At 67.9% G+C, this 22,059-nt stretch carries 20 protein-coding genes; 12 read left to right on the top strand and 8 right to left on the bottom strand.

Going from position 1 to position 22,059, the window contains the following annotated elements:
- Window positions 1-45: 45 nt before the first annotated feature.
- The 7 genes from SAZ01S_RS06460 to SAZ01S_RS06430 are packed head-to-tail and all read left to right on the top strand — an operon-like array spanning window position 46 to window position 6,122.
- On the top strand, window positions 46-1,029 hold the full coding sequence (locus SAZ01S_RS06460) for a thiamine pyrophosphate-dependent dehydrogenase E1 component subunit alpha (RefSeq protein WP_084581203.1): 984 nt from the start codon (window positions 46-48) through the stop codon (window positions 1,027-1,029).
- A complete protein-coding gene (locus SAZ01S_RS06455) occupies window positions 1,026-2,036 on the top strand; it encodes an alpha-ketoacid dehydrogenase subunit beta (protein WP_084581201.1) in 1,011 nt (336 codons plus the stop codon). Before SAZ01S_RS06460 ends, SAZ01S_RS06455 begins: the two co-directional genes overlap by 4 nt.
- 22 nt (window positions 2,037-2,058) lie before the next feature.
- On the top strand, window positions 2,059-2,289 hold the full coding sequence (locus tag SAZ01S_RS06450) for a biotin/lipoyl-containing protein (protein ID WP_084581199.1): 231 nt from the start codon (window positions 2,059-2,061) through the stop codon (window positions 2,287-2,289).
- A gap of 11 nt (window positions 2,290-2,300) precedes the next feature.
- The gene (locus tag SAZ01S_RS06445) at window positions 2,301-2,612 is read left to right on the top strand and encodes a hypothetical protein (protein WP_139809965.1); all 312 of its coding nucleotides are present in this window, start codon (window positions 2,301-2,303) and stop codon (window positions 2,610-2,612) included.
- Entirely contained in the window at window positions 2,609-3,352 is a 744-nt protein-coding gene (locus tag SAZ01S_RS06440) for a 2-oxo acid dehydrogenase subunit E2 (RefSeq protein WP_084581195.1), read from the top strand. The genes SAZ01S_RS06445 and SAZ01S_RS06440 overlap by 4 nt, the downstream gene beginning before the upstream one ends.
- 17 nt (window positions 3,353-3,369) lie before the next feature.
- Window positions 3,370-4,512, top strand: coding sequence for a serine hydrolase domain-containing protein (locus tag SAZ01S_RS06435; RefSeq protein WP_084581193.1), 1,143 nt, complete (start codon window positions 3,370-3,372; stop codon window positions 4,510-4,512).
- Window positions 4,509-6,122, top strand: coding sequence for a GMC family oxidoreductase (locus SAZ01S_RS06430; protein ID WP_245824658.1), 1,614 nt, complete (start codon window positions 4,509-4,511; stop codon window positions 6,120-6,122). The genes SAZ01S_RS06435 and SAZ01S_RS06430 overlap by 4 nt, the downstream gene beginning before the upstream one ends.
- A 195-nt stretch (window positions 6,123-6,317) precedes the next feature.
- On the opposite strand, the gene SAZ01S_RS06425 is transcribed toward SAZ01S_RS06430, so the two are convergent.
- Together SAZ01S_RS06425 and SAZ01S_RS06420 are read right to left on the bottom strand one after the other, a co-directional pair.
- On the bottom strand, window positions 6,318-7,091 hold the full coding sequence (locus SAZ01S_RS06425) for an SDR family NAD(P)-dependent oxidoreductase (protein WP_084581189.1): 774 nt from the start codon (window positions 7,089-7,091) through the stop codon (window positions 6,318-6,320).
- Window positions 7,088-7,756 carry a hypothetical protein gene (locus SAZ01S_RS06420; protein ID WP_084581187.1) on the bottom strand — a complete coding sequence of 223 codons (669 nt, stop codon included), beginning with the start codon at window positions 7,754-7,756 and terminating at the stop codon, window positions 7,088-7,090. Before SAZ01S_RS06420 ends, SAZ01S_RS06425 begins: the two co-directional genes overlap by 4 nt.
- 230 nt (window positions 7,757-7,986) lie before the next feature.
- Between SAZ01S_RS06420 and SAZ01S_RS06415 the strand changes: the two genes are divergently transcribed.
- Window positions 7,987-8,736 carry an SDR family NAD(P)-dependent oxidoreductase gene (locus tag SAZ01S_RS06415; protein ID WP_084581185.1) on the top strand — a complete coding sequence of 250 codons (750 nt, stop codon included), beginning with the start codon at window positions 7,987-7,989 and terminating at the stop codon, window positions 8,734-8,736.
- Window positions 8,737-8,744: 8 nt separating this feature from the next.
- Here SAZ01S_RS06415 and SAZ01S_RS06410 read toward each other — a convergent pair whose 3' ends face one another.
- On the bottom strand, window positions 8,745-9,632 hold the full coding sequence (locus SAZ01S_RS06410) for an alpha/beta fold hydrolase (protein ID WP_084581183.1): 888 nt from the start codon (window positions 9,630-9,632) through the stop codon (window positions 8,745-8,747).
- A gap of 199 nt (window positions 9,633-9,831) precedes the next feature.
- The gene (locus SAZ01S_RS06405; RefSeq protein ID WP_245824657.1) at window positions 9,832-10,893 is read right to left on the bottom strand and encodes a protein kinase family protein; all 1,062 of its coding nucleotides are present in this window, start codon (window positions 10,891-10,893) and stop codon (window positions 9,832-9,834) included.
- Window positions 10,894-11,128: 235 nt separating this feature from the next.
- On the opposite strand from SAZ01S_RS06405, the gene SAZ01S_RS06400 reads away from it, so the two are divergent.
- Window positions 11,129-12,259, top strand: coding sequence for a phosphotransferase family protein (locus SAZ01S_RS06400; RefSeq protein ID WP_139809964.1), 1,131 nt, complete (start codon window positions 11,129-11,131; stop codon window positions 12,257-12,259).
- Window positions 12,246-13,001, top strand: coding sequence for a tyrosine-protein phosphatase (locus SAZ01S_RS06395; RefSeq protein WP_167693089.1), 756 nt, complete (start codon window positions 12,246-12,248; stop codon window positions 12,999-13,001). The genes SAZ01S_RS06400 and SAZ01S_RS06395 overlap by 14 nt, the downstream gene beginning before the upstream one ends.
- A gap of 24 nt (window positions 13,002-13,025) precedes the next feature.
- Here SAZ01S_RS06395 and SAZ01S_RS06390 read toward each other — a convergent pair whose 3' ends face one another.
- Window positions 13,026-14,354: an MFS transporter gene (locus tag SAZ01S_RS06390; RefSeq protein ID WP_084581177.1), complete on the bottom strand. Its 1,329-nt coding sequence runs from the start codon at window positions 14,352-14,354 to the stop codon at window positions 13,026-13,028.
- A 303-nt stretch (window positions 14,355-14,657) separates the two neighbouring features.
- Here SAZ01S_RS06390 and SAZ01S_RS06385 point away from each other — a divergent pair, with 303 nt between their 5' ends.
- Window positions 14,658-15,638: an SDR family NAD(P)-dependent oxidoreductase gene (locus tag SAZ01S_RS06385; protein ID WP_084581558.1), complete on the top strand. Its 981-nt coding sequence runs from the start codon at window positions 14,658-14,660 to the stop codon at window positions 15,636-15,638.
- Between the two features lie 114 nt (window positions 15,639-15,752).
- On the opposite strand, the gene SAZ01S_RS24560 is transcribed toward SAZ01S_RS06385, so the two are convergent.
- The 3 genes from SAZ01S_RS24560 to SAZ01S_RS06370 form a co-directional block, all read right to left on the bottom strand.
- On the bottom strand, window positions 15,753-18,203 hold the full coding sequence (locus SAZ01S_RS24560) for a TonB-dependent receptor (RefSeq protein WP_084581175.1): 2,451 nt from the start codon (window positions 18,201-18,203) through the stop codon (window positions 15,753-15,755).
- A gap of 276 nt (window positions 18,204-18,479) precedes the next feature.
- Window positions 18,480-19,247, bottom strand: coding sequence for an SDR family NAD(P)-dependent oxidoreductase (locus tag SAZ01S_RS06375; RefSeq protein ID WP_084581174.1), 768 nt, complete (start codon window positions 19,245-19,247; stop codon window positions 18,480-18,482).
- A 32-nt stretch (window positions 19,248-19,279) separates the two neighbouring features.
- Entirely contained in the window at window positions 19,280-19,969 is a 690-nt protein-coding gene (locus SAZ01S_RS06370; RefSeq protein WP_218018030.1) for an SDR family NAD(P)-dependent oxidoreductase, read from the bottom strand.
- A gap of 345 nt (window positions 19,970-20,314) precedes the next feature.
- Here SAZ01S_RS06370 and SAZ01S_RS06365 point away from each other — a divergent pair.
- A partial coding sequence (locus SAZ01S_RS06365; RefSeq protein WP_245824655.1) for a DUF6055 domain-containing protein occupies window positions 20,315-22,059 on the top strand: 1,745 nt, incomplete at its 3' end.

The following is a 22,059-nucleotide window of genomic DNA, read 5'->3' as shown; positions in this document are numbered from 1 at the left end:
CGCCCCCGGTGGCGACGGGTCCCCAAGCATGGCACTCCTCGCCCTATGGACAACAGATTCTCGCCCGACGCGGCTACCCAGCTCGGCATCTACCGCCGCATGGCGCTCATCAAGGCGAACGACGAGCGCAGCCGCAAGGTGATCCGCTCCGGCCGGCTGGTGATGCCCTATTACAGCCCGCGCGGGCAGGAGGTAATTCCGAGCTGCATCTCCGCCTGCCTGACCGACGACGACTATATCTGCACCATCTATCGCGGCACCCACGACATGCTCGCGAAGGGCGTTCCGCTCCGCGACCTGTGGGCGGAACTCGCAGGCCGCGTTACCGGCACGTGCAAGGGCAAGGGCGGGCCGATGCACATCACCCATCCCGCATCGGGCGTGATGGTGACGACCGGAATTGTCGGATCGTCGATGCCGATCGCCAACGGCCTCGCCTGGGCGGCGCAGCTCAAGGGCGACGGCCGGGTGACGATCGCGAATTTCGGCGACGGCGCCGCCAATATCGGCGCGTTTCACGAATCGCTCAATCTCGCCGCCGTCTGGAAGCTGCCGGTGGTGTTCGTGTGCCAGAACAACGAGTGGGGCGAGCACACCGCCTATGACAAGACCAGCAACGTGCCGGTCGCGGCACGCGGCGGCGCCTATGGCATGCCGGGCGTGCGGGTCGACGGCAACGACGTCTTCGAAATGTATCACGCCGCCCGAACCGCGATCGAGCGCGCGCGCGCCGGGGAAGGGCCGACGCTGATCGAGGCGATGACCTATCGCTTCTTTGGCCACGTCTTCGGCGATGCGGACGGCTATATGGACAAGGATCGCAAGGCCGCGGCGGTCGCCGCCGATCCGGTGCCGCGCTTCCGCACGCACCTGATCGACAGCGGCATCGCCGACGAGGCGCAGCTCGCGGCGATGGAGGCCGAGATCGAGGCCGCGCTCGACGACGCCGTCGACTTCGCGCTGGCTAGCGATTTCCCCGAACCCGTGGAACTGACGCGCGATGTGTTTGGCGAGGAGGTGGCAGCATGAGCCGTGGTGCGGCCCTTGCCGAGGGCAAGTCGAATATCCTGCAGTCCGTCAACGCCGCGCTGGCCGATGCGCTGGCCGAGGACGAAGCGGTGCTGGTGCTGGGTGAGGACATCGGCGACGCGGAGGAGGGCGGCGTCGTCGGCGTGACCCGTGGGCTGTCGACCCGGTTCGGCGAACATCGCGTCCGCACGACGCCGATCTCGGAACAGGCGATCATCGGTGCCGCGATCGGCGCGAGCCTCGCCGGGTTCAAGCCGGTGGCCGAGATCATGCTGATGAACTTCACCACCGTCGCGATGGACATGATCGTCAATCATGCCGCCAAGCTGCGGTTCATGTCGGGCGGCCAGACCAACGTGCCGATCGTCATCCGCACGATGACGGGCACCGGCTTCGGTTCGGGCGGGCAGCATTGCGATTATCTCGAAGCCTGGTTCGCACATACGGCGGGCATCAAGGTGGTCGCGCCCTCCAGCCCGGCCGACGCCTATGGCCTTATGCGCTCGGCGATCGACGACCCCGATCCGGTGCTGTTCATCGAAAACCTGCCGACCTACTGGAACCAGGCGGAGGCCGCGCCGAGCGGCTACCGCGTGCCGATCGGCCGCGCCAAGGTTCTGGCGGAAGGCCGCGACGTCACCATCCTGGCCTATGCGCGCATGATTCAGGAAGCGACGCCGGCGCTGGCGCAACTGGCGGAGGCCGGCATCTCGGCCGAACTGATCGATCTGCGCACCATCGCGCCCTGGGATCGCGAGACGGTGCTGGCGTCGGTCGCCAAGACGCGTCGCCTGCTGATCGTGCACGAGGCGGTGACTCCCTTCGGCGTCGGGGCGGAAATCGCGGCGACCGTCGGCGAGGCATTGTTCGGCCAGCTCGCCGCGCCGGTGAAGCGCCTTGGCGGTGCCTTCTGCCCGGTACCCTTCTCGAAACCCCTCGAAAGCGCTTTCGCGCCGCGAACGGCCGACATCGTTGCGGCCGCCCAGACGCTCGCCGCCCATCTCTGACCGTATTGACCAGGAGAACGAAATGAGCACCGAAGTGCTGCTGCCCAAGATCGGCTTCTCGATGAACGAAGGTCTGCTCGCCGAATGGCTGGTGCCCGATGGCGGCCAGGCCGTCGAAGGCGAGCCGCTCTATGCGCTGGAGAGCGACAAGTCGACGCAGGAAGTCGAATCGCCCGCCTCCGGCACCCTGCGCATCCTGAAGCCGGTCGGCGAGACCTATGAAGTGGGCACCCTGCTCGCGGTCATCGAGTAATGCGCTATCAGTTGCATCTGCATACGCGCCCGGTGCCGGGACGCGAGGAGGAGTATCATCGCTGGTACGACGAGACGCACCTTGCCGATGTGGTCGGCCTGCGCGGCTTCCTCACCGGCGAGCGTTTCGCCCCCGTTCCGCTCGCGCCCGACGCACCGCCGCCGGATACCTATCTCGCAGTATACGAGATCGAAACCGACGATCTGGGCGCCGTGCTGGGCCAGTTGCGCCCCGGCGGGCTGCAGATTTCCGACGCCCTGGATGTCTCGTCGGTGCGGACCGAGGTGTTCCGCAGCCTGACCGAAAAGGTGACGCGCGCATGAGCGACCTGCTGTCCGGACTGGCGCCATGGCCCGCCGCCGATTTCGCCGAGTTCGGCGCGATCGAAGTCAAGAAGCTCGGCCGCATCCAGACGCTGGTGGGATCGTTCCTCGGCCGCAACTGGGTCGCGATTCCGCACGTCACGCATCATGACGAGGCGGACATCACCGATCTGGAGGCGCGCCGCCGCACGCACAATGCCGCCGGCGGGACCAAGCTGACGATCGTGCCGCTGCTCGTGAAGGCGCTGGCCGAAGCGCTGGCCGCGTTCCCGCAGTTCAATGCGTCGCTGGACCCCAAGGCCGGGACGCTGGTCCTGAAGAAATATGTGCATGTCGGCGTGGCGGTAGATACGCCCGGCGGGCTGCTCGTTCCGGTACTCCGCGACTGCGACACCAAGACCGTGAGCGAGATCGCCGGCGAGATCACCGCGCTTTCCGAAAAGGCGCGGACGAAGGGATTGCCGATGAGCGACATGGCCGGCGGGTGCATCACCCTGACGTCGCTCGGCCATATTGGCGGAACCGCCTTCACCCCCATTGTGAACGCGCCGGAGGTGGCCATCCTGGGCGTCACGCGCGCGCGGCCCGTCGCCACGCCCGGCGCGGACGGCGCTGTCGTTTGGCGGGAGATGCTGCCGCTTTCGCTCAGCTACGACCACCGCGTCATCAACGGCGCCGATGCCGCGCGCTTCGTGCGTTTCATTGCCGAGCGGCTCGCCGACCCCGATCTGGTCGCCTGACGACCCAAGGACATAGCATGGCACATTCCAATCGCCTGAACGCCGTCGTCCAGCCCATTCTGGACCGGCTGGTTGCCGAAGGACGCGAGATCGGCATCCAGATTTGCGCCTGGCAGGGCGAGGACCAGATCGTCGACTGCTGGGCGGGGCTGGCCGATGCGGCGAGCGGCAGCAAGGTGGATGCGGACACGCTGTTCAACGTCTTTTCGGTGTCGAAGGCGGTCAGCGCGACGGCGGTGCATCTCCAGGCGGAGCGCGGGCTGATCGACTATGATGCGCCGGTCGCGGACTATTGGCCGGATTTTTCGCAGGCGGGCAAGGGCGACGTCACCGTTCGCCATGTGCTGAGCCACGTCTCCGGCGTGCTGCGCATGCCGCCGGATGTCACGCCGGAACTGATGACCAATTGGGACTGGATGTGCCGGCGGATCGCCGAGATGCCGGGCGTCTATCCGGCCGGCAGCCGTTCCTCCTATCAGTCGATGACCTTCGGCTGGCTGGTGGGCGAGATCGTACGGCGGACCGATCCGAAGCGACGGCCCTTCGGGCAGTTCGTGCGCGAGGAGATCGCCGAGCCGCTGGGCGCGACCGATCTCTGGCTGGGAATACCGGACGGCGTCGAGCCGCGCATCGCGACGCTCGATGCCGTCTCGGTCTATGTCGCGCCGGACGGCAACCTGATGCGCGAGGCGCAGCCCAAGATCGTCGATCTCATGCCCGACCCGTTCGAGCGCCCCTATGTACGCCGGGCGTGCATTCCGGCGGTCGGCGGTATTTTCAATGCCCGCAGCGAGGCGCGCTTCTGGGCGATGCTCGCCAATGGCGGGGAACTGAACGGGGTGCGCCTACTCTCGGCCGATCGGGTGGCAAGCTTCGCCGCGCCGCGCCCGCATTTCGAGGACGCGGATCCGGTGTTCTTCGGGATGGTCGTGCCGATCGCCTGGTCGGGCTATTGGCTGGGGGGGGCGGCGGCGCCGCCGGTATCCGCACCGCGCAACATGCGGGCGCTGTGTCATCCGGGCATGGGCGGATCGATCGGCTGGGCCGATCCCGATCTGAAGCTCGCCGTCGCCTTCTGCCACAACCGCATGTTCGATACCCGCGAGATTGACCAGGACAGCCGCACCCTGATCGGCGACGCGATCCGGGCGGCGTTGTGAGCGACGCCATGGAAAGCTGGGACTATATCATCGCCGGTGCCGGCTCGGCGGGGTGCGTATTGGCCGATCGCCTGTCGGAAAGCGGGCGCAACCGCGTCCTGCTTCTCGAAGCGGGGCCGTCCGACAATCACCCCTTCGTGCACATGCCGAAAGCCTCCGCCAAGCTGTTCGGCGATCCGCGCTATGTCTGGCATTTCCAAACCCAGGGCCATGACGACGTGCCGCCGGAGATGTGGATCCGCGGCAAGATGCTGGGCGGGTCGTCTTCGGTGAACGGCATGATGTATTTCCGGGGGCAGCCCCAGGATTATGACTGCTGGGAAGCGCTCGGCGCGAAGGGGTGGGGCTGGAACGCGATGGCGCCCGCATTTCGGGCGATGGAACGGCATGCCCTGGGCGGCGACGACGTTCGCGGCGGGGATGGCCCCCTCGGCATCTCGGTGGAGCGCGAGCGTACGCCGCTGAGCGAGGCGTTCATCAAGGCCGGCGAGCAGTTGGGCCTGAAGCGCGTCGACGATCTCAACCGGCCCGACCAGGGCGGGGTGGTCGGCTATGCGACACGGACGATCTGGAAGGGGCGGCGGCAAAGTACCGCGCAGACCTTCCTGAAGCGCGCGCGGAATCGGCCCAACCTGCGGATCGTCACGGGCGCGATGGTCGATCGGGTGCTGTTCGACGGCATCCGCGCGAGCGGCGTGCGCGCGATCGTCAACGGGTCACCCACCGATTTCCACACCCAGGGCGAGGTGATCCTGAGCGCCGGCACGCTGATGTCGCCGCAGATCCTCGAGCGCTCCGGTATCGGCGCGGCCGATCGGCTGCGCGATCTGGGGATCGCCGTGCAGGCGGACAGCCCCGGGGTCGGCGAACACATGCTCGAGCATCGTCTGATGATGATGCAGTTCGAGGTCAACGTGCCCTTCAGCCACAATGCGAAGCTGCAGGGGTGGCGGCTGCCGCTGAACGTGCTGCGCTATTATCTGCTGCGGTCCGGGCCGATGGCATCGGGCTATGGCGCGGTCGGCGCGTTCGCCACCGTCCTCCAGGAATCGGCGACGCCGGATATCGAGGTGCTGTACAGTCCTGCCGTCGCCAAGCCCGATGCGAAGGGCGTCTATCGCCCCGACAAGGTGCACAGCGTGCAGTTGTTCGGCTATCCGCTGCGGTCGCGCAGCGAAGGCGCGATCCATATCAGTTCGGCCGATCCCGCGGCGCCGGCGACGATCCGTGCGGGCTATCTCAGCGATCCCTATGACCAGCGGGTGACCGTGGCGATGCACCGGTTCCTGCGCGCATGGATGGCGCGCCCGGCGATCGCCAAGATGGTCGTCGCCGAGCGCGAGACGACGCGCGATCTGGTGCGCGATGAAGACATTCTGGCGGCGTATCGCGCGCGGGGCATGGCCGGATATCACGCCTGCAGCACGTGCCGCATGGGCGACTTCGCCGATGCCGTGCTGGACGAGAAGCTGCGCGTCCGCGGCGTGACGCGCCTGCGGGTGGTCGACGGCTCGATCATGCCGACCATGGTTTCCGCCAATACCAACGGCCCGATCATGGCGAGCGCCTGGCGTGCGGCCGACCTGATCCTGGCCGATACCAACGCCTGATACCAGGCTGCGTTGATACCGACTCCTCCAGCCTCTCCCCGTCATCCCGGCGAAAGCCGGGATCCATTCGCCTCTCGGTCTCAGCAAACGCCGATAGCGAGACCGCAATGGACCCCGGCTTTCGCCGGGGTGACGATGTGGAGGACGAAGATAGGTTCTTTTCCGTGCAGGTTGGTATGAGCGCGTTCTGCCGCGCTACAGCGTGGTGTAGAAGCCGCCGTCGATCGGGATCGTCTGGCCGGAGACGAAGCGAAACTGCTCGCCGGCCAGCGCGACGATTGCCGGCGCGATGTCGATTGCCGGATCGCCCATCCGACGCATCGGAAAGGCGGCGCGGAGCGCCTCCCAGGCTTCTGGATGCAACGCGAAATAGGCCTTGCTCGACTCGCTTTCACTCGAGGGGGAGAAGAGGTTCACGGCGATCGCGTCGTCGCCCCACTCCTTGGCCAGGGCCTTGGCGAAGCCGCGGATCGCGCCCTTGAGCGATGCGTAGATCGGGTTGCTGGCATCGCCGGCGAGGCCGTGGGCCGACGTGATCGCGATCAAGCGCCCGCGCCCGCTCGCCTTGAGTGCCGGATAGGCGGCATGCGCGACCTGATAGCAGCCAGACAGCGTGATCGCGACATGCTGGTCCCATTCGTCGAGCGTGATGTCGTCGAGCGGGCGGGACAGATGCGATTGGCCATGCGCGGCGATCTGGACGACGATGTCGATCCCGCCAAAGGTCGCGACCGTCTCGTCCACCGCCTGGGCGATCGATGCTGGATCGGTGATGTCCCCTTTCAGGAACGCTGCGGTGCCGCCGGCCGCGCGAATCTCCTGGACGAGTGCATCCGGCACGGCGCTGCTGCGCGCGACGAGCGCGACCTTGGCGCCGGCGGCTGCGAAGCTCGTGGCGAGGCCGCGCCCCAGGCCGGATCCCACGCCGGTCAACAGCGCGGTGCGCCCTTCGAGTAGCCGTTCCGTCATGGTGTCATCCAGTCTCCGCCATCGGCGATCAGCGTTTGCCCGGCCAGGGCCAGCCCGGGGTCACCCGCCAGCGCCGTGATCAGCGCGGCGAGCCTCGCCGCGTCGGGCGGGCGGCGGCCATGGCCACCGATATCGAGGCGGCCGAGTTGCGGGACGTCGGCAAGCTGCGGGAGCAAGCGCTCCGCTTTCAGCGCGATCCAGTTGATCGCAATCTCGCTTCCGATCCATTGCCGCGCGGCCGCCTTGACCAGCGTGCGCTGACCTTCCACCGCGGCGCCCAGCGCGGCGAGGCCGGCTACGCCGTTGAGCGGGAACGCCGGTCCCAGGCCGATGATCGCCCCCCGGTTCCCCAGCAGCGCATGCGCAACCTGCAGCGAGATCAGGGTTCGACGCAGCGGCGCCTCGCAGCCATGCCGCCATTGCGCCGTGCCGGTGTCGCGCAGCGGTATCGCGGCGGCGTCCTCCGGCAAATGGCAGTGCAGGACGAGATCGGGGGCGTCCTCGCCCAGCAGCCGGCGGGCGTCGCGTTCGAGCTGCGCCCGGTCGCCGAAATCGGACGCGGGGCTGTGGACGCGCCAACCGGCCGCCTGCAAGGCGCTTTCCAGCCAGGCGATCGCGCAGCCCGATGTCAGCAGCAGTGCCGACTTTTCCTGGGTCGAATGCATGGCGGGAAGGATGGCAGCACGGCTGGCACGCGGCAACGTCGATACCGATCAAGCTCTTAGCCGTCGCATATGTGATGAGCGACAAAGCGATGGCCGTGTCGCTCGCGTCGCGGGAGCGCCGGCAGTAGCGGTGGTGCGATGGTACAATCGCTTCTCCTTCCCATGCAAAGCGCCACGCGCGCCGACCGCTTCGCCGGACGCCCGGCATCGCCGCGCGCGGGTGGGCGCCGATGAAGCGGCTCGACGGGCGCGTCGCGCTGGTGACCGGCGCTGCATCGGGGATCGGCCGGGCGTCGGCGATCGCGCTCGCCGAGGACGGCGCGGCGGTGATGCTGAGCGATATCGCCGCAGCCGGCAGCGACGTCGCGCGCGAGATCGTCGCGGCGGGCGGGCGGGCAGCGTTCTTCCCGGCGGATGCAACCGACGAAGCCCAGGTCGCCGCGCTGGTGCGGCACACGCTGGAAAGCTTCGGGCGGCTCGATTGCGCACACAACAATGTCGGCGTCGGCAGCACCGGGGTATCGGTGGTCGACCAGTCCTGGGAAGACTGGGACCGCACGATCGCGCTGTCGTTGACCTCGACCTGGCTCGGGATGAAGCACCAGATCCCCGCGATGATCGCGGCCGGCGGGGGCGCCATCGTCAACACCGCGTCGATGGCGGGCGTGCGCTATTCGGCGGGCGCCTCGCCGGCCTATTCGGCGGCCAAGGCGGGTGTCGTGCATCTCACCCACTATGCGGCACATGCCCATGCCGCCGACGGGATCCGCGTCAACAGCGTCTCGCCCGGCCTTACCGCCACGGCGATCGTCGCCACGATGTTCACGATCGAGCAGCAGGCCGACATCGCGGCGCAGGGCCAGCTCATCCGCCGCGCGGTGCAGCCGCGGGAAATCGCCGAGGCGGTGGTGTTCCTGTGTTCGGACCGCGCGGCGATGGTGACGGGCGTCAATCTCGAAGTGTGCGGCGGGAAGCGCTGAACGGACGTTCAGAGAAACGCCTTTAGCTGCGCGATGAACCAGTCGAAGCCGTCATGGTGGAGCCAATGGCTTGCGCCTTCCAGGACCTCGATGCGCGCGTTGCGGACGGCATGTGCCCGGATATCGTGCCGGGGATCGGGCGTGTAGCTCGCCGAACCCCATAGCAGCAGCGTGGGACAGGCGATCTTGCTGAGCATCAGCAGAAAATCGTCGTCGCGGCGGTCCTGGGGATGCGCGAGCCGCACCAGATTGTCGAACTTCCACACGAAGCCGCCGTCCTCGGTGCGGCGCAGGCCGTGCGTGGTGAGGTGCAGCGCCTGCTCCATGCGCAGAAAGGGGTTTTCGCGGAGCAAGCGCTCGGCAGCGGCATCGACGGACGGATAGCGGCGTGGCGCCTTCTCCGCGAAGCTGCGTCGCGCGTCGATCCAACTGCGGAGTTCCTCGTCGGCGGGCAACTGGCGCCGGACGAGGTTGGGATGGCCCGTGGTCAGGCCGGACTCGGGCGAGATGCCGAGGCCGTCGATCAGCACCAGCTTGCGCATGCGCTCCGGATAGAGCGCCGCAAAGCCCGCCGATATGCTGCCGCCGGCCGAATGCGCGACGATCGTGACGGGCGCCGTGCAGCGAAGCCGCACCAGCTCGGCGAGATCGTAGATATAGGCTGCGCTGGTGTAGACGCCGTCCGATGCCCATTCGCTGTCGCCATGGCCGCGCGCATCCGGCGCGAGGATGTGCCAGTCGGCGGCGAGGCGCTCGGCCGTCCAGTCCCAGGCCCGGCAATGGTCGCGCGATCCGTGGACGAGGAGCAGCGGCGGCTTGTCCGGCGATCCCCATTCCGCATAGTGAAGGCGAAGCCGCTGCGAGGTGAAATGGCGCGCGCGCGCAGCGTCGCTCATCGCCCTGCGCCCCACGCACGGCGGACGCCGCGCATCCCCTTGCTTGAACATCGCGGTGTCGATCGAACGCGTTCCAACCTGAAGCCCCTTTCGGTTGCGACGGATGCCGTGTGGTGCAGGACCCTCAGGGTAGTTGCTGTCGCGCCGCGTGCCAGAGCCTGCCCGGCATCAGCACATATTCGATACTATCGGCGGGGGCTCAGCACAGCGCCTGCTTGGTGCCATGGTCGATCATGGCAGCCGAGAAGCGGGCGACGCTCGCGGTGTTCACGGCTTCGGTCTGGAAGCGGACTTCGTTGATCAGGAAGATGAAATAGCCATAGGCCAGCGCCCGGACATAGGCCTGCCATGCCGCGTCGAAATCCGGGGCCGCGACGCCTGCATCGCGCAGCGCCGCGAGATAGGTTTCGAGCAGCGGGCCTTCCCAGCGCCTGCGATCGGCCAGGTCGAGCGAAACCGCGATGTGATAGGCGATTTCGAGCGACCAGTTCCCTTTGGCGACCTGCATGTCGAGAAAGCCCGGCGTGCCGTCGGTATCGACATAGAGATTCCCCAGATGCGTGTCGCCGTGGAGGATGCAGCGGTCGGCGGCTCGATCGAGTTCGCCCAGCCGTGCCAGCGCGTGCTGCATCCATTCGCGGTCGTGCAGCGATGCCGACGCCGCCGCGCCGCGCGGCAGGCCGACATATCCTGCCCATATGTCCGGTTCGAGATAGCGCGCCTGATAGGCTGCGCTATGGGTCGAGAAGCGATCGCGCACCCAGTCCCAGCAGCCGCCGGCGGCAAAGTCGGCGGCGTTCCAGCTGCGCGCGTGGTAGCGCGCCAGCGCGCGCAGGCGCGCCGCCGTTGTCTCGAATGACTGGGGACGCAGCGGCGAACAGAAGGTGACGCCCCGCTGGACGAGATCCTCCATGATCACGATCGACTGGTGGCTCGACGGATCGCTTGCGGCGAAAAAGGCGCGGGGCGTGCGCAGTTCGACGAGGGGGGCTACATCGCGATAGGAACGGACCTCGTTCAGGTACATGGCGGCCAGGATCGGGCTGTGCGCCTCGAAGCCGCCCTTCACGATCAGGCGCGACGGCAGCGTGCGCGCATGCGCCGGGTCGCGATATTCGACTTCCACGCGGATCTTGGTTGAGGTGCCGAGCATCACGTCGCGCACCTCGGCGCGGCGCACGACCAGTCCGGGAATGTTGGTCGCAAGCGCCCGGCTCAGCCAGGCGGCATCGATCGCCGCCGGCGTCAGCGGAAGCGGCAAGGCCGCGGTGGGATCTCCATGCAGGGAAACGGGGGGTGGATCAGCGGGCATGCGCTAGGGCTGCCACTGCCGGAGGGGGCCGACAAGGCGAAGCGCCGGGGCGCGGCATTGCGCACAACCGTGATGAAATCCGTCGACCCGATGGCCGGGCCTGCCGTTGCGCGGCACATTGCTGCGGGGGTCCGTCGATGCGCGTCGGACCTGCCCCCCGCGCGAACAGGAAGGCTGGTTCGACATGACCGAAATAGTGGAAGAACCATCCTATTTCACCTTGCCCGGCGAAGGCCTGGAGGCGGTCGGGCCGCAGCCTGTTCCCACGACGATCGACGCACTGACGGCGGGCTGGCTCGCAGACCTGCTCGCGCAGCGCGGCCTTGCGGGCCTGCGCCGTGCGACGCCGTGCGAGTCGATGAACGGCACCGCCACCAAGGCGCGAATGCGGCTCGAATGGGACGATCCTGCGGGCAGGCCGGCGAGCGTGATCGTCAAGGGCGGCTTCTCCGCCCACCGGCTGAAGATGAACTATATCTACGCGCACGAGGCGCGCTTCTTCCGCGAGGTCGCGCCCTTGCTCGATGTCCGGGTTCCCCGCTGCCTCGCGACGGGCGAGGATCCCGGGCAGCGGCAATATCTCTGCGTGCTCGAGGATCTCGACTGCAGCGGTACGCGCTTCCAGCGCGTGGAACGGCCGATCGGCTTCGACACGGCGAAGAGCTATCTCGACGTGCTCGCCCGGCTCCACGCCCGCTTCTGGGACTCGGCCGCGTTGAAACCGGGCGGGCAGTTCGACGGGATCAACCATTGGGAAGCGCTGCCGGCGCTGCCGCGCGGCGCCTATGCGCAGGGACAGCTCGAAGCGGCGGTGTTCGCCCAGTATCTGGACCTGCCGCGCGGACGCGCGCTGCCGCGCATCTTCCACGATAACGGGCGCATGCGTGCCGCGCTGGAGCGCGCCAATCGGCTGGGCCGCGAAGCGCCCTGGTGCATGGTCCATGGCGATTTCCACCTCGGCAATCTCTACCATGACGGCGAGGGCCGGCCGGGCGTGCTCGACTGGCAGACATGGTCGCGCGGCCATTGGGCGCATGACGTGACCTATTTCCTCGTCTCGGCGCTCGACATGCTGGATCGTCGCGCATGGATCGACGCGTTGATGGCCTTCTACCTGGAGCGGCTGGCGGCGCAGGGCGTGCGCAGCGTGCCCGATCATGCGGCGGCGATGGAGGCGTTCCGCGTGCATCTCCCCTATGGCCTGTTCGTGTGGCTCACCAATCCGGTGGCGTTCCAGGCCGAGGCCAACAACGCCGCGGTGGCGCCACGCTTCGCGCTCGCGGCGATCGATCACGGTGCCTATGATGATCTGTGAAGCCTTCCCCAATCTGCGCTCGATCGGCGGCATTCGCGCCCCGGACGGCCGCGTGGTACGCGAAGGCCTGGTCTATCGCTCCGAAGCGCTTCCTGCGCCCCGTGGCGAGGATGCCGCGATCCTGGCAGCGCTCGGCATCGGCGCGCTATTCGATCTGCGCGGCCCGGGGGAGCGGGACGCTGCGCCCAACGACTGGTGGCGCGCGCAGGGCGCCTCGATCGAGGCGATCGATCTCGTCGCCGATGTCCGTCATGCCGGCGATCACTGGCGCGCACTGGTCGAGGATCCGGACGAGGGCGGGCGTGCGATGATGCTGGCGACCTATGCGGCGCTCCCGCTCGCGGTGCTGCCGCATCTCGATCGGCTGTTCACGACGGTCGCCGCGGGGCGGGGGGCGACGCTCGTGCATTGCAGTGCCGGCAAGGATCGCACTGGTGTCGTCATCGCGCTGCTGCTCGCCGCGATCGGGATTGAGCACGGGGAAATCGTCGCGGATTATCTGGAAAGCGGCCGGCGGCGAAACCCGAGGGTGGTCGGCTTTACGCGCGATCTGCTCGCCGCGAGGCTCGGCGCACCACCCTCCGATCGCGCGGTGGAGGCGCTCACCGGCGTCGACGCGCAGTATCTCGATGCCAGCTTTGCGGTGATCCGCGACCGCTACGGCGCAATCGACTCCTATTTAGCCGCAGCGGGGTGGGATTGCGGGCGTCGCGAGACGCTGCGCGCGGTGCTGCTCGCCTGACTCGTCTCCGCCCCATCCTCCTCCCTAGTCGTTGCTTGGGGGAACTGCAGGATGCTCGGCCCATGCGCCGGCGGCGTCGATCGCGCGCAGCATCGGCCGCCGGGCGCTGAACAGCAACAGCGACGAGAGCGGGCCGAAGACCGTCAGCACCGCCGCGATGCTCCACCCGACCATCGCGTCCTCCTTGAAATAGAAGTCGGTGAACAGGGCGGTCATCGATGGCCCCAGTCCGGCACCGAGCAGGTTCGTCACGAGCAGGTAGACCGACGACACCTGCCCGCGAAACTGGTTCGGCGTCGTGAGCGGCAGTGCCGCCGCGATCGCCGCCACGCCGCTTGCCATGAAGATCAGGAACATCGCGACCATCGCGCTCGCAAAGCTGCTGGTTGCCGCCATCAGCACACCCAGGCCCGCGAGGAGGATGCCGATGACGCTGAACAGCTTCATGTGCGCGTCGCGCTGGCCGCGCGCGAACATGCGATCGGCGATATGCCCGAGCAGCAGTAGCCCGCACGGCACCGCGACGATCGAACAGCCGGCGACCCAGTGGCTCGCCGTCGGCATGTCGAGGCCATGGCGGCGTACCAGGAACGTCGGTGCCCAGGCGGCGAAGGCATAGCTGCACAGCACCAGCGCGCCATTGCCGACGAAGAACCTGCCGAAAAAACTCCCCCGCGACCGCAGGAAGCGCAGCGTGGCACCGATCGTCGGCTTCGCGGTTGCCAGCCGGTCGCGCCGCCGCGGCTCGGGAAAGGTGAAGATCAGCGGCGCGAGCAGCAGGGCGGGGATCGCCACCACTACGAAGGTGACCTGCCAAGGCTCGAAATGGCCCAACTGCGTCTCGATTCCGTGCACAGGGACCTTGGAGAGGAGATAGCCGCCCAGTCCCAGCGCCAGGCCCGTGCCGAGCGCGCCGCCCAGGCCGAAGATGCCGAGCGCGAGCCCCAGCCGCTTCTTCGGCATCGAATCCGCCAACAGCGAATAGGCGGCGGGGGAGAGCACCGCCTCACCCGCGCCGACCGCGAAGCGCGAGACGGCCAGATGCCAATATTGCGTCGCCAGCCCGCAGCATGCGGTCGCGATCGACCAGAAGACGACGCCGGCAAATACCAGCGGGCGGCGCGGGAACCGGTCGATCGCCCAGCCGATCGGCAATCCGGCAAGGCAGAAAAACACCGCGAAGGCGAGGCCATAGACCAGGCTCACCTCGAAATCGCTGACCTTCAGCGCCGTCTTGATCGGGCCGATCAGCAGCGCGATGATCTGCCGATCGAGCATCGAGGCGATGTACAGCACGACCAGCGTGGCGAGCGTCCACCAGGCGCGGAATGGCGAAGGATATTGGTCGGACATGGCGGGCAGGTTCCTCTCCACGAAGTGACGCCATCCGCGATTTTCTTATGTTTCGCGGTGACTTGGATCCGGAACGCCAACCCTCCGGCCGGCATCGGATATGCGCCCGCCCCTGCCGCCGCGCGAGCCGGGCGTGGTGGGTGCGCGCCGATGATCACGTGTGTGATCGGGCGCCATCCCCCGCTTGGTTCGGCCGAGCGTGCCGCTACACCGATCGCCCGGTTCGGCATGGCGCAATGCCCCGGGCGTGGCGGCATCGCGCGCCCGGCGGTTCCGCCCGGAACGTCAGCGGTGGAGGAAAAGGTGAGCGAACGCATTGGTTTCGAAGGACGCGTGGCGATCGTCACGGGGGCCGGCAACGGCCTTGGGCGCGAATATGCGCTGGAGCTCGCCCGGCGGGGCGCCAAGCTGGTGGTCAACGATCGCGGCGGTACGGGAAGCGGGCAGGGGGCATCGGGCATGCCCGCCGATCAGGTGGTCGCGGAAATCCGTGCGGCCGGCGGCGAGGCCGTCGCCAGTTATGACAGCGTCGCCACCCGCGCCGGCGGTGCAGCGATCGTCGAGGCGGCGCTCGACGCGTTCGGCGCGGTCGATATCTGCATCAACAATGCCGGGTTCCTGCGCAACGCGCGCTTCGAGGATCTGACCGACGATCAGATCGACGCGATCCTCGACGTGCATCTCAAGGGCGCCTTCTACGTCGCGCAGCCGGCGTATCGCGCGATGCGGCAACGCGGCTATGGCCGGTTTCTGTTCACCGGCTCCGCCTCCGCGATGTTCGGGCATGCCTGGCAGGCCAATTATGCTTCGGCAAAGGGCGGCTTGATGGGGCTCAGCCATGTCGTGGCGATCGAGGGGGCGGCGCATGGCATCACCTCGAACCTGCTGCTGCCTACCGCCGCCTCGCGGCTTGCAGCCGAGATGGACAAGGGCTTCCTGGAGATTCCGTCCTTCGCCAAGGCCGTTGCCGACATGGACCGCGCCGCCGCAGCCGGCGGCCGCACCGAGCCGGCCTATAACAGCCCGCTGGCGCTGTATCTCGTCAGCGAACAGTGCCGGCATACCCATGGCATCTTCACACAGAACAGCGGGCGCTATGCCCAGGTCCGGATCGCCGCCTGCGACGGCTGGGTGGCCCCGATGGCCGATGCGCCGCCGAGCCTGGAAGACATCGCTGCGCATTGGGCGCAGATCTGCGACGCGACCATCACGCACGAGCCGCACACGGTGTACGAGGAGTTCACGGCGGCGAGCTCGGCGGCGCGGCGGCAGGGCGTCCTCTAACGCATGGGCCGCCCCCGAACGGGGGCGGCCCGAGCCGCGTCCGTGCGTCGCACGGCGTTGGCATCGCCGGGGGCGGCATCCCCGCCGCCCCATCGGGTGGGTAGCGTCAGCCGATCAGAAGCGAACTCCCAGTTCCGCACCGAACTGGCGCGGCTGGTTCTGGATGTAGTTGCCGCTGGGTGCCGAGTAGATCGGATAGATCTCGTTGGCGAAGTTGTTCACATAGGCCGAGATGCGCACCGCAGTCGGCCCCACCTTGATCCCGTCCAGCGTGAGGCGGGCATTGCCCTGGTGGCGCTCCAGCGGCCAGACATATTGAGTGAGGGCGATCCGCCCGGTGCCGCGGACGCTGTCGGCGAACGCATAGTCGACATGCGCGTTCAGCGTGATGTTGTCATCCGTGCGCAGCACCGTCCAGTCGATGGACGTGCTGGCCTGGAGCTCCGGGGTGTTCTGCACGGTGTAGATACCGCGTGCCGATGCCGGGAGCGCGGCGTTCGCGGCCAGCAGTTCGGCGGGCAATTTGAACGTCGTGTAGGCGCCGTTGAGGCTGACCGAGAGGTCGCGGTTCGGCCGGATGCCGAGCTCGACCTCGACGCCGCGGACGCGGGTCGTGCCCGGCGTGTTCACCGTATCGACTACCGACGGCGCCGTCAGCGGATTGGGCTGGAAGTTGAGCTGACGGTTGAGGATATCGTTCTGGAACAGCGCCGTGTTGAACGTCAGCTTCCGATCGAGGAACTGGCTCTTGAAGCCGAGCTCGTAGGAGCGCACCGATTCCAGACCGAAGGGAAGGAAATTGGGCGAACGGACGCTGACGCCCCCGGCCTTGTACCCGGTCGCGTACCGCCCATAGACGTTGATGTCCGGCGTCAGGTCGAAGGCGATGGTGCCCATGGGATCGAAGCGCGTCGCGCGGAACGGCGTGCCGATGTTGTTCACCGGCGCACCGTTGTTCAGCGAGCGCAGGAAGTCCTTCTTGTCGTCCGTGTAGCGCAGGCCGCCGGTCAGGTGCAGCCGCCCGTTGGCGAAACTCGGCGACCAAGTCAGCTGGCCATAGCCCGCCAGCGTTCGTGCCTCTGCCGTGATCTGCGTGATGCCGCCCGTTCCCAGCGCGGCTGCTGCTGCCGGACCGCGCAACTGGAACGGGTTGAGCGAGACGAAGCTGGTGTAGCTGGGATTGGTGTAGAGGATGGTGAAGGCGTTCTGACGGGCGTCGGACACGTCTTCGTGATAATAATAGGCACCGAACTGATATTGCAGCGTCTCGGTCGACCCGATCAGCTGCAGTTCCTGGCTGAACGCGCGCGAGCGGACGCCGTTGACGACGGGATTGGATCCGCTGATCGCGTATACCGGCGTCGTTCCCGGAACGCCGAGCGACTGGTTGGCATAGACCGGCTGAATGTTCAGCGAGGCGACCGTCGATCCTGCGGGAACGAGGAACGGGCTGTTCACGAACGCAAAGGCGCCGTCCAGATTGTTGGAGCCACTGAAGTTCAGCTGGCGATATCCGGTGATCGCCTTCAGCTTCAGGCGGTTGGTGACGTCATATTGCGCGGTGAAGGCATGCGCGTCCGTCGTGGTGCGATAGACGTCCTGGTAGAGCCCGGTCCAGGACGTTCCGTTGAAGCTGTGCAGGTCGGGTTCCGCCGTACCGCGCACCGGCGCCAGGAACTGCGGATAGGAAGCGGGCGCGCGCGCACCCGGGTTCGTCAACGAAAAATAATCGTTCGCGACGTGCGTGATCAGATGGGTGTAGGAATAGTCGAAGGTCAGCTTGCTGCTAGGCTTGAAGCGAACCGCGCCGCGCAGGCCCGTGTTGTTCTGATAGCCGAAATTATATTGGTGCGCGACCAGCGGAGCGGGCGCGGTGCCGTTCTTGACATAGCCGTCGACATTGTCGTGAAGCGCGTCGATCTTGATCGAGAAGCCGGCGAATTCCGGCAAGTTCAAATGGCCTATATAGTGGCGATTGCCATAATCGCCGGCGGATACCCGGAGATCGCCGCCAAACACGCCGGTCGGGCGCTTGGTGACGATGCGAATGGCGCCGCCCTCGGCGTTGCGACCGAACAGCGTGCCCTGTGGCCCGCGGAGCACCTCGACGCGTTCGGGATCGGAAAGCGTGTTGCCCGCCGCCTGCGCGCGGCTGACATAGACGTCATCCTCATAGATCGCCACGCCGGGCTCGATCGTCCCCTGGCCGGGGTCCGAGGTGGTCACGCCGCGCAGGTCGAGCACCAGGATCTGCGGATTGCCCGCAAAGGGCTGCACGGAAACGCTGTTGAGCGGCACGCGCGCCAGATCCGCGACGGAGCGGACGCCGCGGTTCTCCAGCTGGCCGGAACCCAGCGCCGAAATCGAGATCGGCACGTTCTGAAGGCGCTCTTCACGACGCTGGGCGGTGACGACGATATCGGCCGGATCGGCGGCGGCCGGGGGCGTCGCGGTCTGCTCGGCGTGCGATGGTGCCGGGGCGGCTGGGGGGACGGTCTGCGCCTGGGCGAGGCTCGACAGGCACACGCCCGTAGCCAGCGTCGCAACGAAAAGGGGGTTCTTCATGGTCTTGCCTCTCCCAACGTCCGCGGCTTGTCTGGCCGTCGGATCAACCGAATGTAAAAAAGCGCTAAATTCTCTCGCGCCGCCTTGTCTCGATGCTCGGTAGGATCGCGTATGGAGGCATCAACGGCGGTGCATTGTGCATGTTCTCGGGTAACGGTCGGCCGCGGCGCGGACAACATCCGTCCTGCGTTCGCCGCGCTTGATCACGTGCATGATGGAAAGGGGCAGCACGCGGTTTTGGCGATAGTGCCGCGAACGGCCGCCCACCGCGTGTCGTCAGGAAACGAGATAGCCGCCATCGACGGCCAGATGCTGGCCGGTGATGTAGGCGGCGGCCGGGCTCGCCAGGAACAGGATGGCGCGGGCCTGCTCCACCGGCTCGGAAAGGCGACGCAGCGGCATGCGGCCGGGCTGCACCATCGGCCCGGCTGGCGGCAACTCGCTCTTCATGCGGGCCGAACCGTCGCTCGCGGTGCCGCCGGGCTGGACCGAATTGACGCGGATGCGGTGCGGCGCAAACTCGATCGCGGCCGCCCGCGTCATCGCATCGACGCCCGCCTTGGCCGAATCATAGTGCATGTTGCTGAAGATCGTCGGTCGCACGGCGCTGACCGACGACACGTTGACGATCGCGCCGCCGTCCGGCTGTTCGCGCATGACGTGGATCGCCCCGCGCATCATCAGGAAGGTGCCCCGGGCCGTGACGGCATGCATCGCGTCCCATTCGGACGCGGGCATCGTCATCGTGTCCGCCTTGCGGCGATACGCCGCCACATTGGCAAGCACGTCGAGCCGCGGCCCCAACAGCCCGGCGGCGCGTTCATAGAGCGCGGCGACCTGCGCCTCGTCGGCGATGTCGCACACCGCCCAGTCCGCGCCAACAGCCTGCGCGGCCGCACGCACGGCATCCTCGTCGATATCGGCGAACAGCACGCGCGCGCCCACCTCGTGGAACAGCGTCGCCGTCGCGCGTCCGATCCCGGACCCCGCGCCGGTCACGATGGCGGTCCTGCCATCCAGGCGGAAGGCGGTTTCTGGTCCCATGGAATCATTCCTTTCTGAAGTGGGCCGGGGCATCACGCGATCGAAAAGCCGCCATCCACGGCGATCGCCTGGCCGTTGATGTATCGACCGGCATCGGAGGCCAGCAGCAGCGCCAGCGGCGCGACATCTTCGGGCTTGCCCTGACCGAGCGGCAATCGTCCCGGATCCATGCCCGGGCCGGTCGGCGGCATCGGGCAGCCTTGCGGGAACGGGTCGGAGCGGATCGCGCCCACCAGGATCGCGTTGGAGAGGATATGGTCCGCGGCAAAATCAAGCGCGAACTGGCGCGTGAGGGCATTGGTCCCCGCGCGCGACGAACCATAGGCGAAGTTGCCGTGCAGGACCGGATGTACCGCGCCGATGGTGGAGAGGTTGATCAGCCGCCCGCCGCGGCCATGCGCGCGCATGACGCGAACCGCCGCCCGCATCAGCAGGAAGGCACCGCGCACATTGACCGCATGGACGCGATCCCATTCGGAAAGATCGAGGCGATCGATCGGCCACGGACCGGCGCGGACCGAGCCGTTCACCAGAATGTCGAGGGCGTCGAGCGGCTCGAACAGGGCAGCGACCGAGGGCTCGTCCAGCACCGGCTCGGCGGCGTGAACGACCGTGGCGCCGGCATCCCGGAACAATGCGGCGATCGCCTGCGGCACCAGGCCGCTGCCGGTCACCAGCGCCAGCTTGCCGTCGAGCGAGAAGGGTGCGGGGGGCATGGACATCCTCGCTCCCTTACACGCGGTTTGCGGTCGCGGCGGCATCCGCCGGCACGTTGCGCCGGTTCATCACGAACATGATGGGGGGCACCCGCGGATGGCACGACGGCGCGCCCGGCTGCATCGCGCGCCCGCCGCCCGACGCGGCCCCGCGCGGTTGAAGCGCGTGGGGCTGTCCTGTTACGGGTTTTCGCCGCTCGATTGTCTGGCAGTGATGGAGGCGGTTGCGGTGCCTGCCGGCGGGCTCCCTGCTTCCGATCCGTTCCGCCCCGCCACGCTTCTGCGGGCGAAAGGTAGACGATGCACGGCCTCTGCCACGGCCTGAACAGGAAGGCGCTTGATATCTTGCCGATGAAGAAGAGGATCGCCGGGCTCACGCTGCTGCCGTTGCTCGCCTGCGCGGTATCCTCATGGGGGAGCGGTGCCCTTGCTGCTCCGGCGGACGGCTGCCGCAGCCGAACCGACGCGGCGCCCTGGGGCCGCTATCCGCTGCGCAGCTGGACACCGGTGCAGACCGCACCCAGATCGCCCAAGCTCGACGAGGACAGCCACGCCACCGCCGGCATGGCAACCGGTGCGCCGTTCCGCGCGCGGCTGGTGCAGGCCTATGGCGTCGACCAGGGCGAGGCGCGCCGGATGGTGGAGATGGTGACGGCGGCGGGCTGCTATCGCGCGTTCCGCGCCGATTCCTTTTCGTCTGCGGACCGCGCGTTCGTCGATGCCGAGATCGCGCGGCATCCCACTGCGCCGGATCCCGCGACCTATGCCACGGTGCTCGAGCCGGGGCAGGTGGAACCGGGAGACCTCGAGGCCGGCAGGATCGGCAAGTACGAGACGCAGCATTTCGTCTTCTGGTACGGCACCAACCCGGCCGGGGAGAGCTACGCATTCGTGCGCGAGAAGGGAGAGGATTGGCAGACCTTCCTGAAGCGCGCCGGCGACTGGGCGGAGCGCGTATGGCACTGGAGCCGCGACCTTACGCGCGCGCCGATGCCCTATGCCGATGCGCCGCCGGGCGATCGCCGCCGCATCGCCATCTATATCTACGGTACCGGCCGCCCCCATGTGCAGGACGGCGACCTGAGCACGCACATTCCCAACGCCTCGCCGGCGATGTGGATGAGCGCGGAGGTGCTCTCGGCGCGGCCGCAGGCCGTCGCGCACGAGTTCGGCCATGTGATCGAATATTATTCGGGCGGGCTGCGCGACACGCCCAGCGCCGGGCCGATCTGGGAATCCACCGCCAACTGGCTCGGCGACCTGCTGGTGCCGGCGGCGACCACCTGGATCGCCAACTATGGCAGCCATCTCAACCGCGGCCCGCTCTGGTCCGATGCGCGCTACGGCGCCTTTCCGTTCATCAACATGCTGTTCGAGGACCGGCGGACGCGCCCGCTGGTGTGGGGCGTCTGGACGCAGAACGCCCGCGCCGCCGGCGGCGCCTCCACCGAGGACTTCGTGCCGACGCTCCTCCGGCTCGGGCGGGCATCGGGCGCCTATCCCCGGGGCATGCACTCCTTCGCCGACGACATGGGCTGGTATGGCGCGCGGCTCGTCACGCTGGACTTCATGAACCAGCGCGCGCTGCTCGACGCCGCCGCCGCCACGCGCTTTCTGTTCGGCGGCACGCGCTGGGCATCGCTGGTTCCCGGCGACCGGCCGGGCCGGTTCGTGCCGCAGCCAGACCAAGTGCTGCACCAGTTCGGCAGCGATCTCGTCCCGCTTGCGGTGACCGGGCATGACACCATGGTGACCGTGCGGCTGACCGGCGGCACGACCGCGAGGGATGCGGCATGGCGCTTCGCGCTGGTGGCGGTGCGCGGCGAGGCGGAGGCGTCCTATTCCCGGCTGGGCGTTGTCGAGGGTACCGGCAGCGCCACCCTTCGCTATCGCGTCCCCGCAGATGCGCGCCTCTATCTGGCGATCACAGCGACGCCCGGCGTGTATGAGTCGCTCGGCTGGCAGGAGCCCGGATCGACGGCAGGCGCGCGCTTCCCCTATGTGGTGGAGATCACCGGCGCGACCCCGCGGCTGAAGGGGGAGGTCGACTGCGCTAAGCCCGAACTGCTGCTCGCGGGGCAGCCGAAGCGCGACTG

The organism is Sphingomonas azotifigens NBRC 15497 (genome assembly GCF_002091475.1).
Classification (GTDB): Bacteria; Pseudomonadota; Alphaproteobacteria; order Sphingomonadales; family Sphingomonadaceae; genus Sphingomonas; species Sphingomonas azotifigens.
Note: the sequence above shows the minus strand (reverse complement) of the source record. Positions and strands in the feature narration are given on the sequence as shown.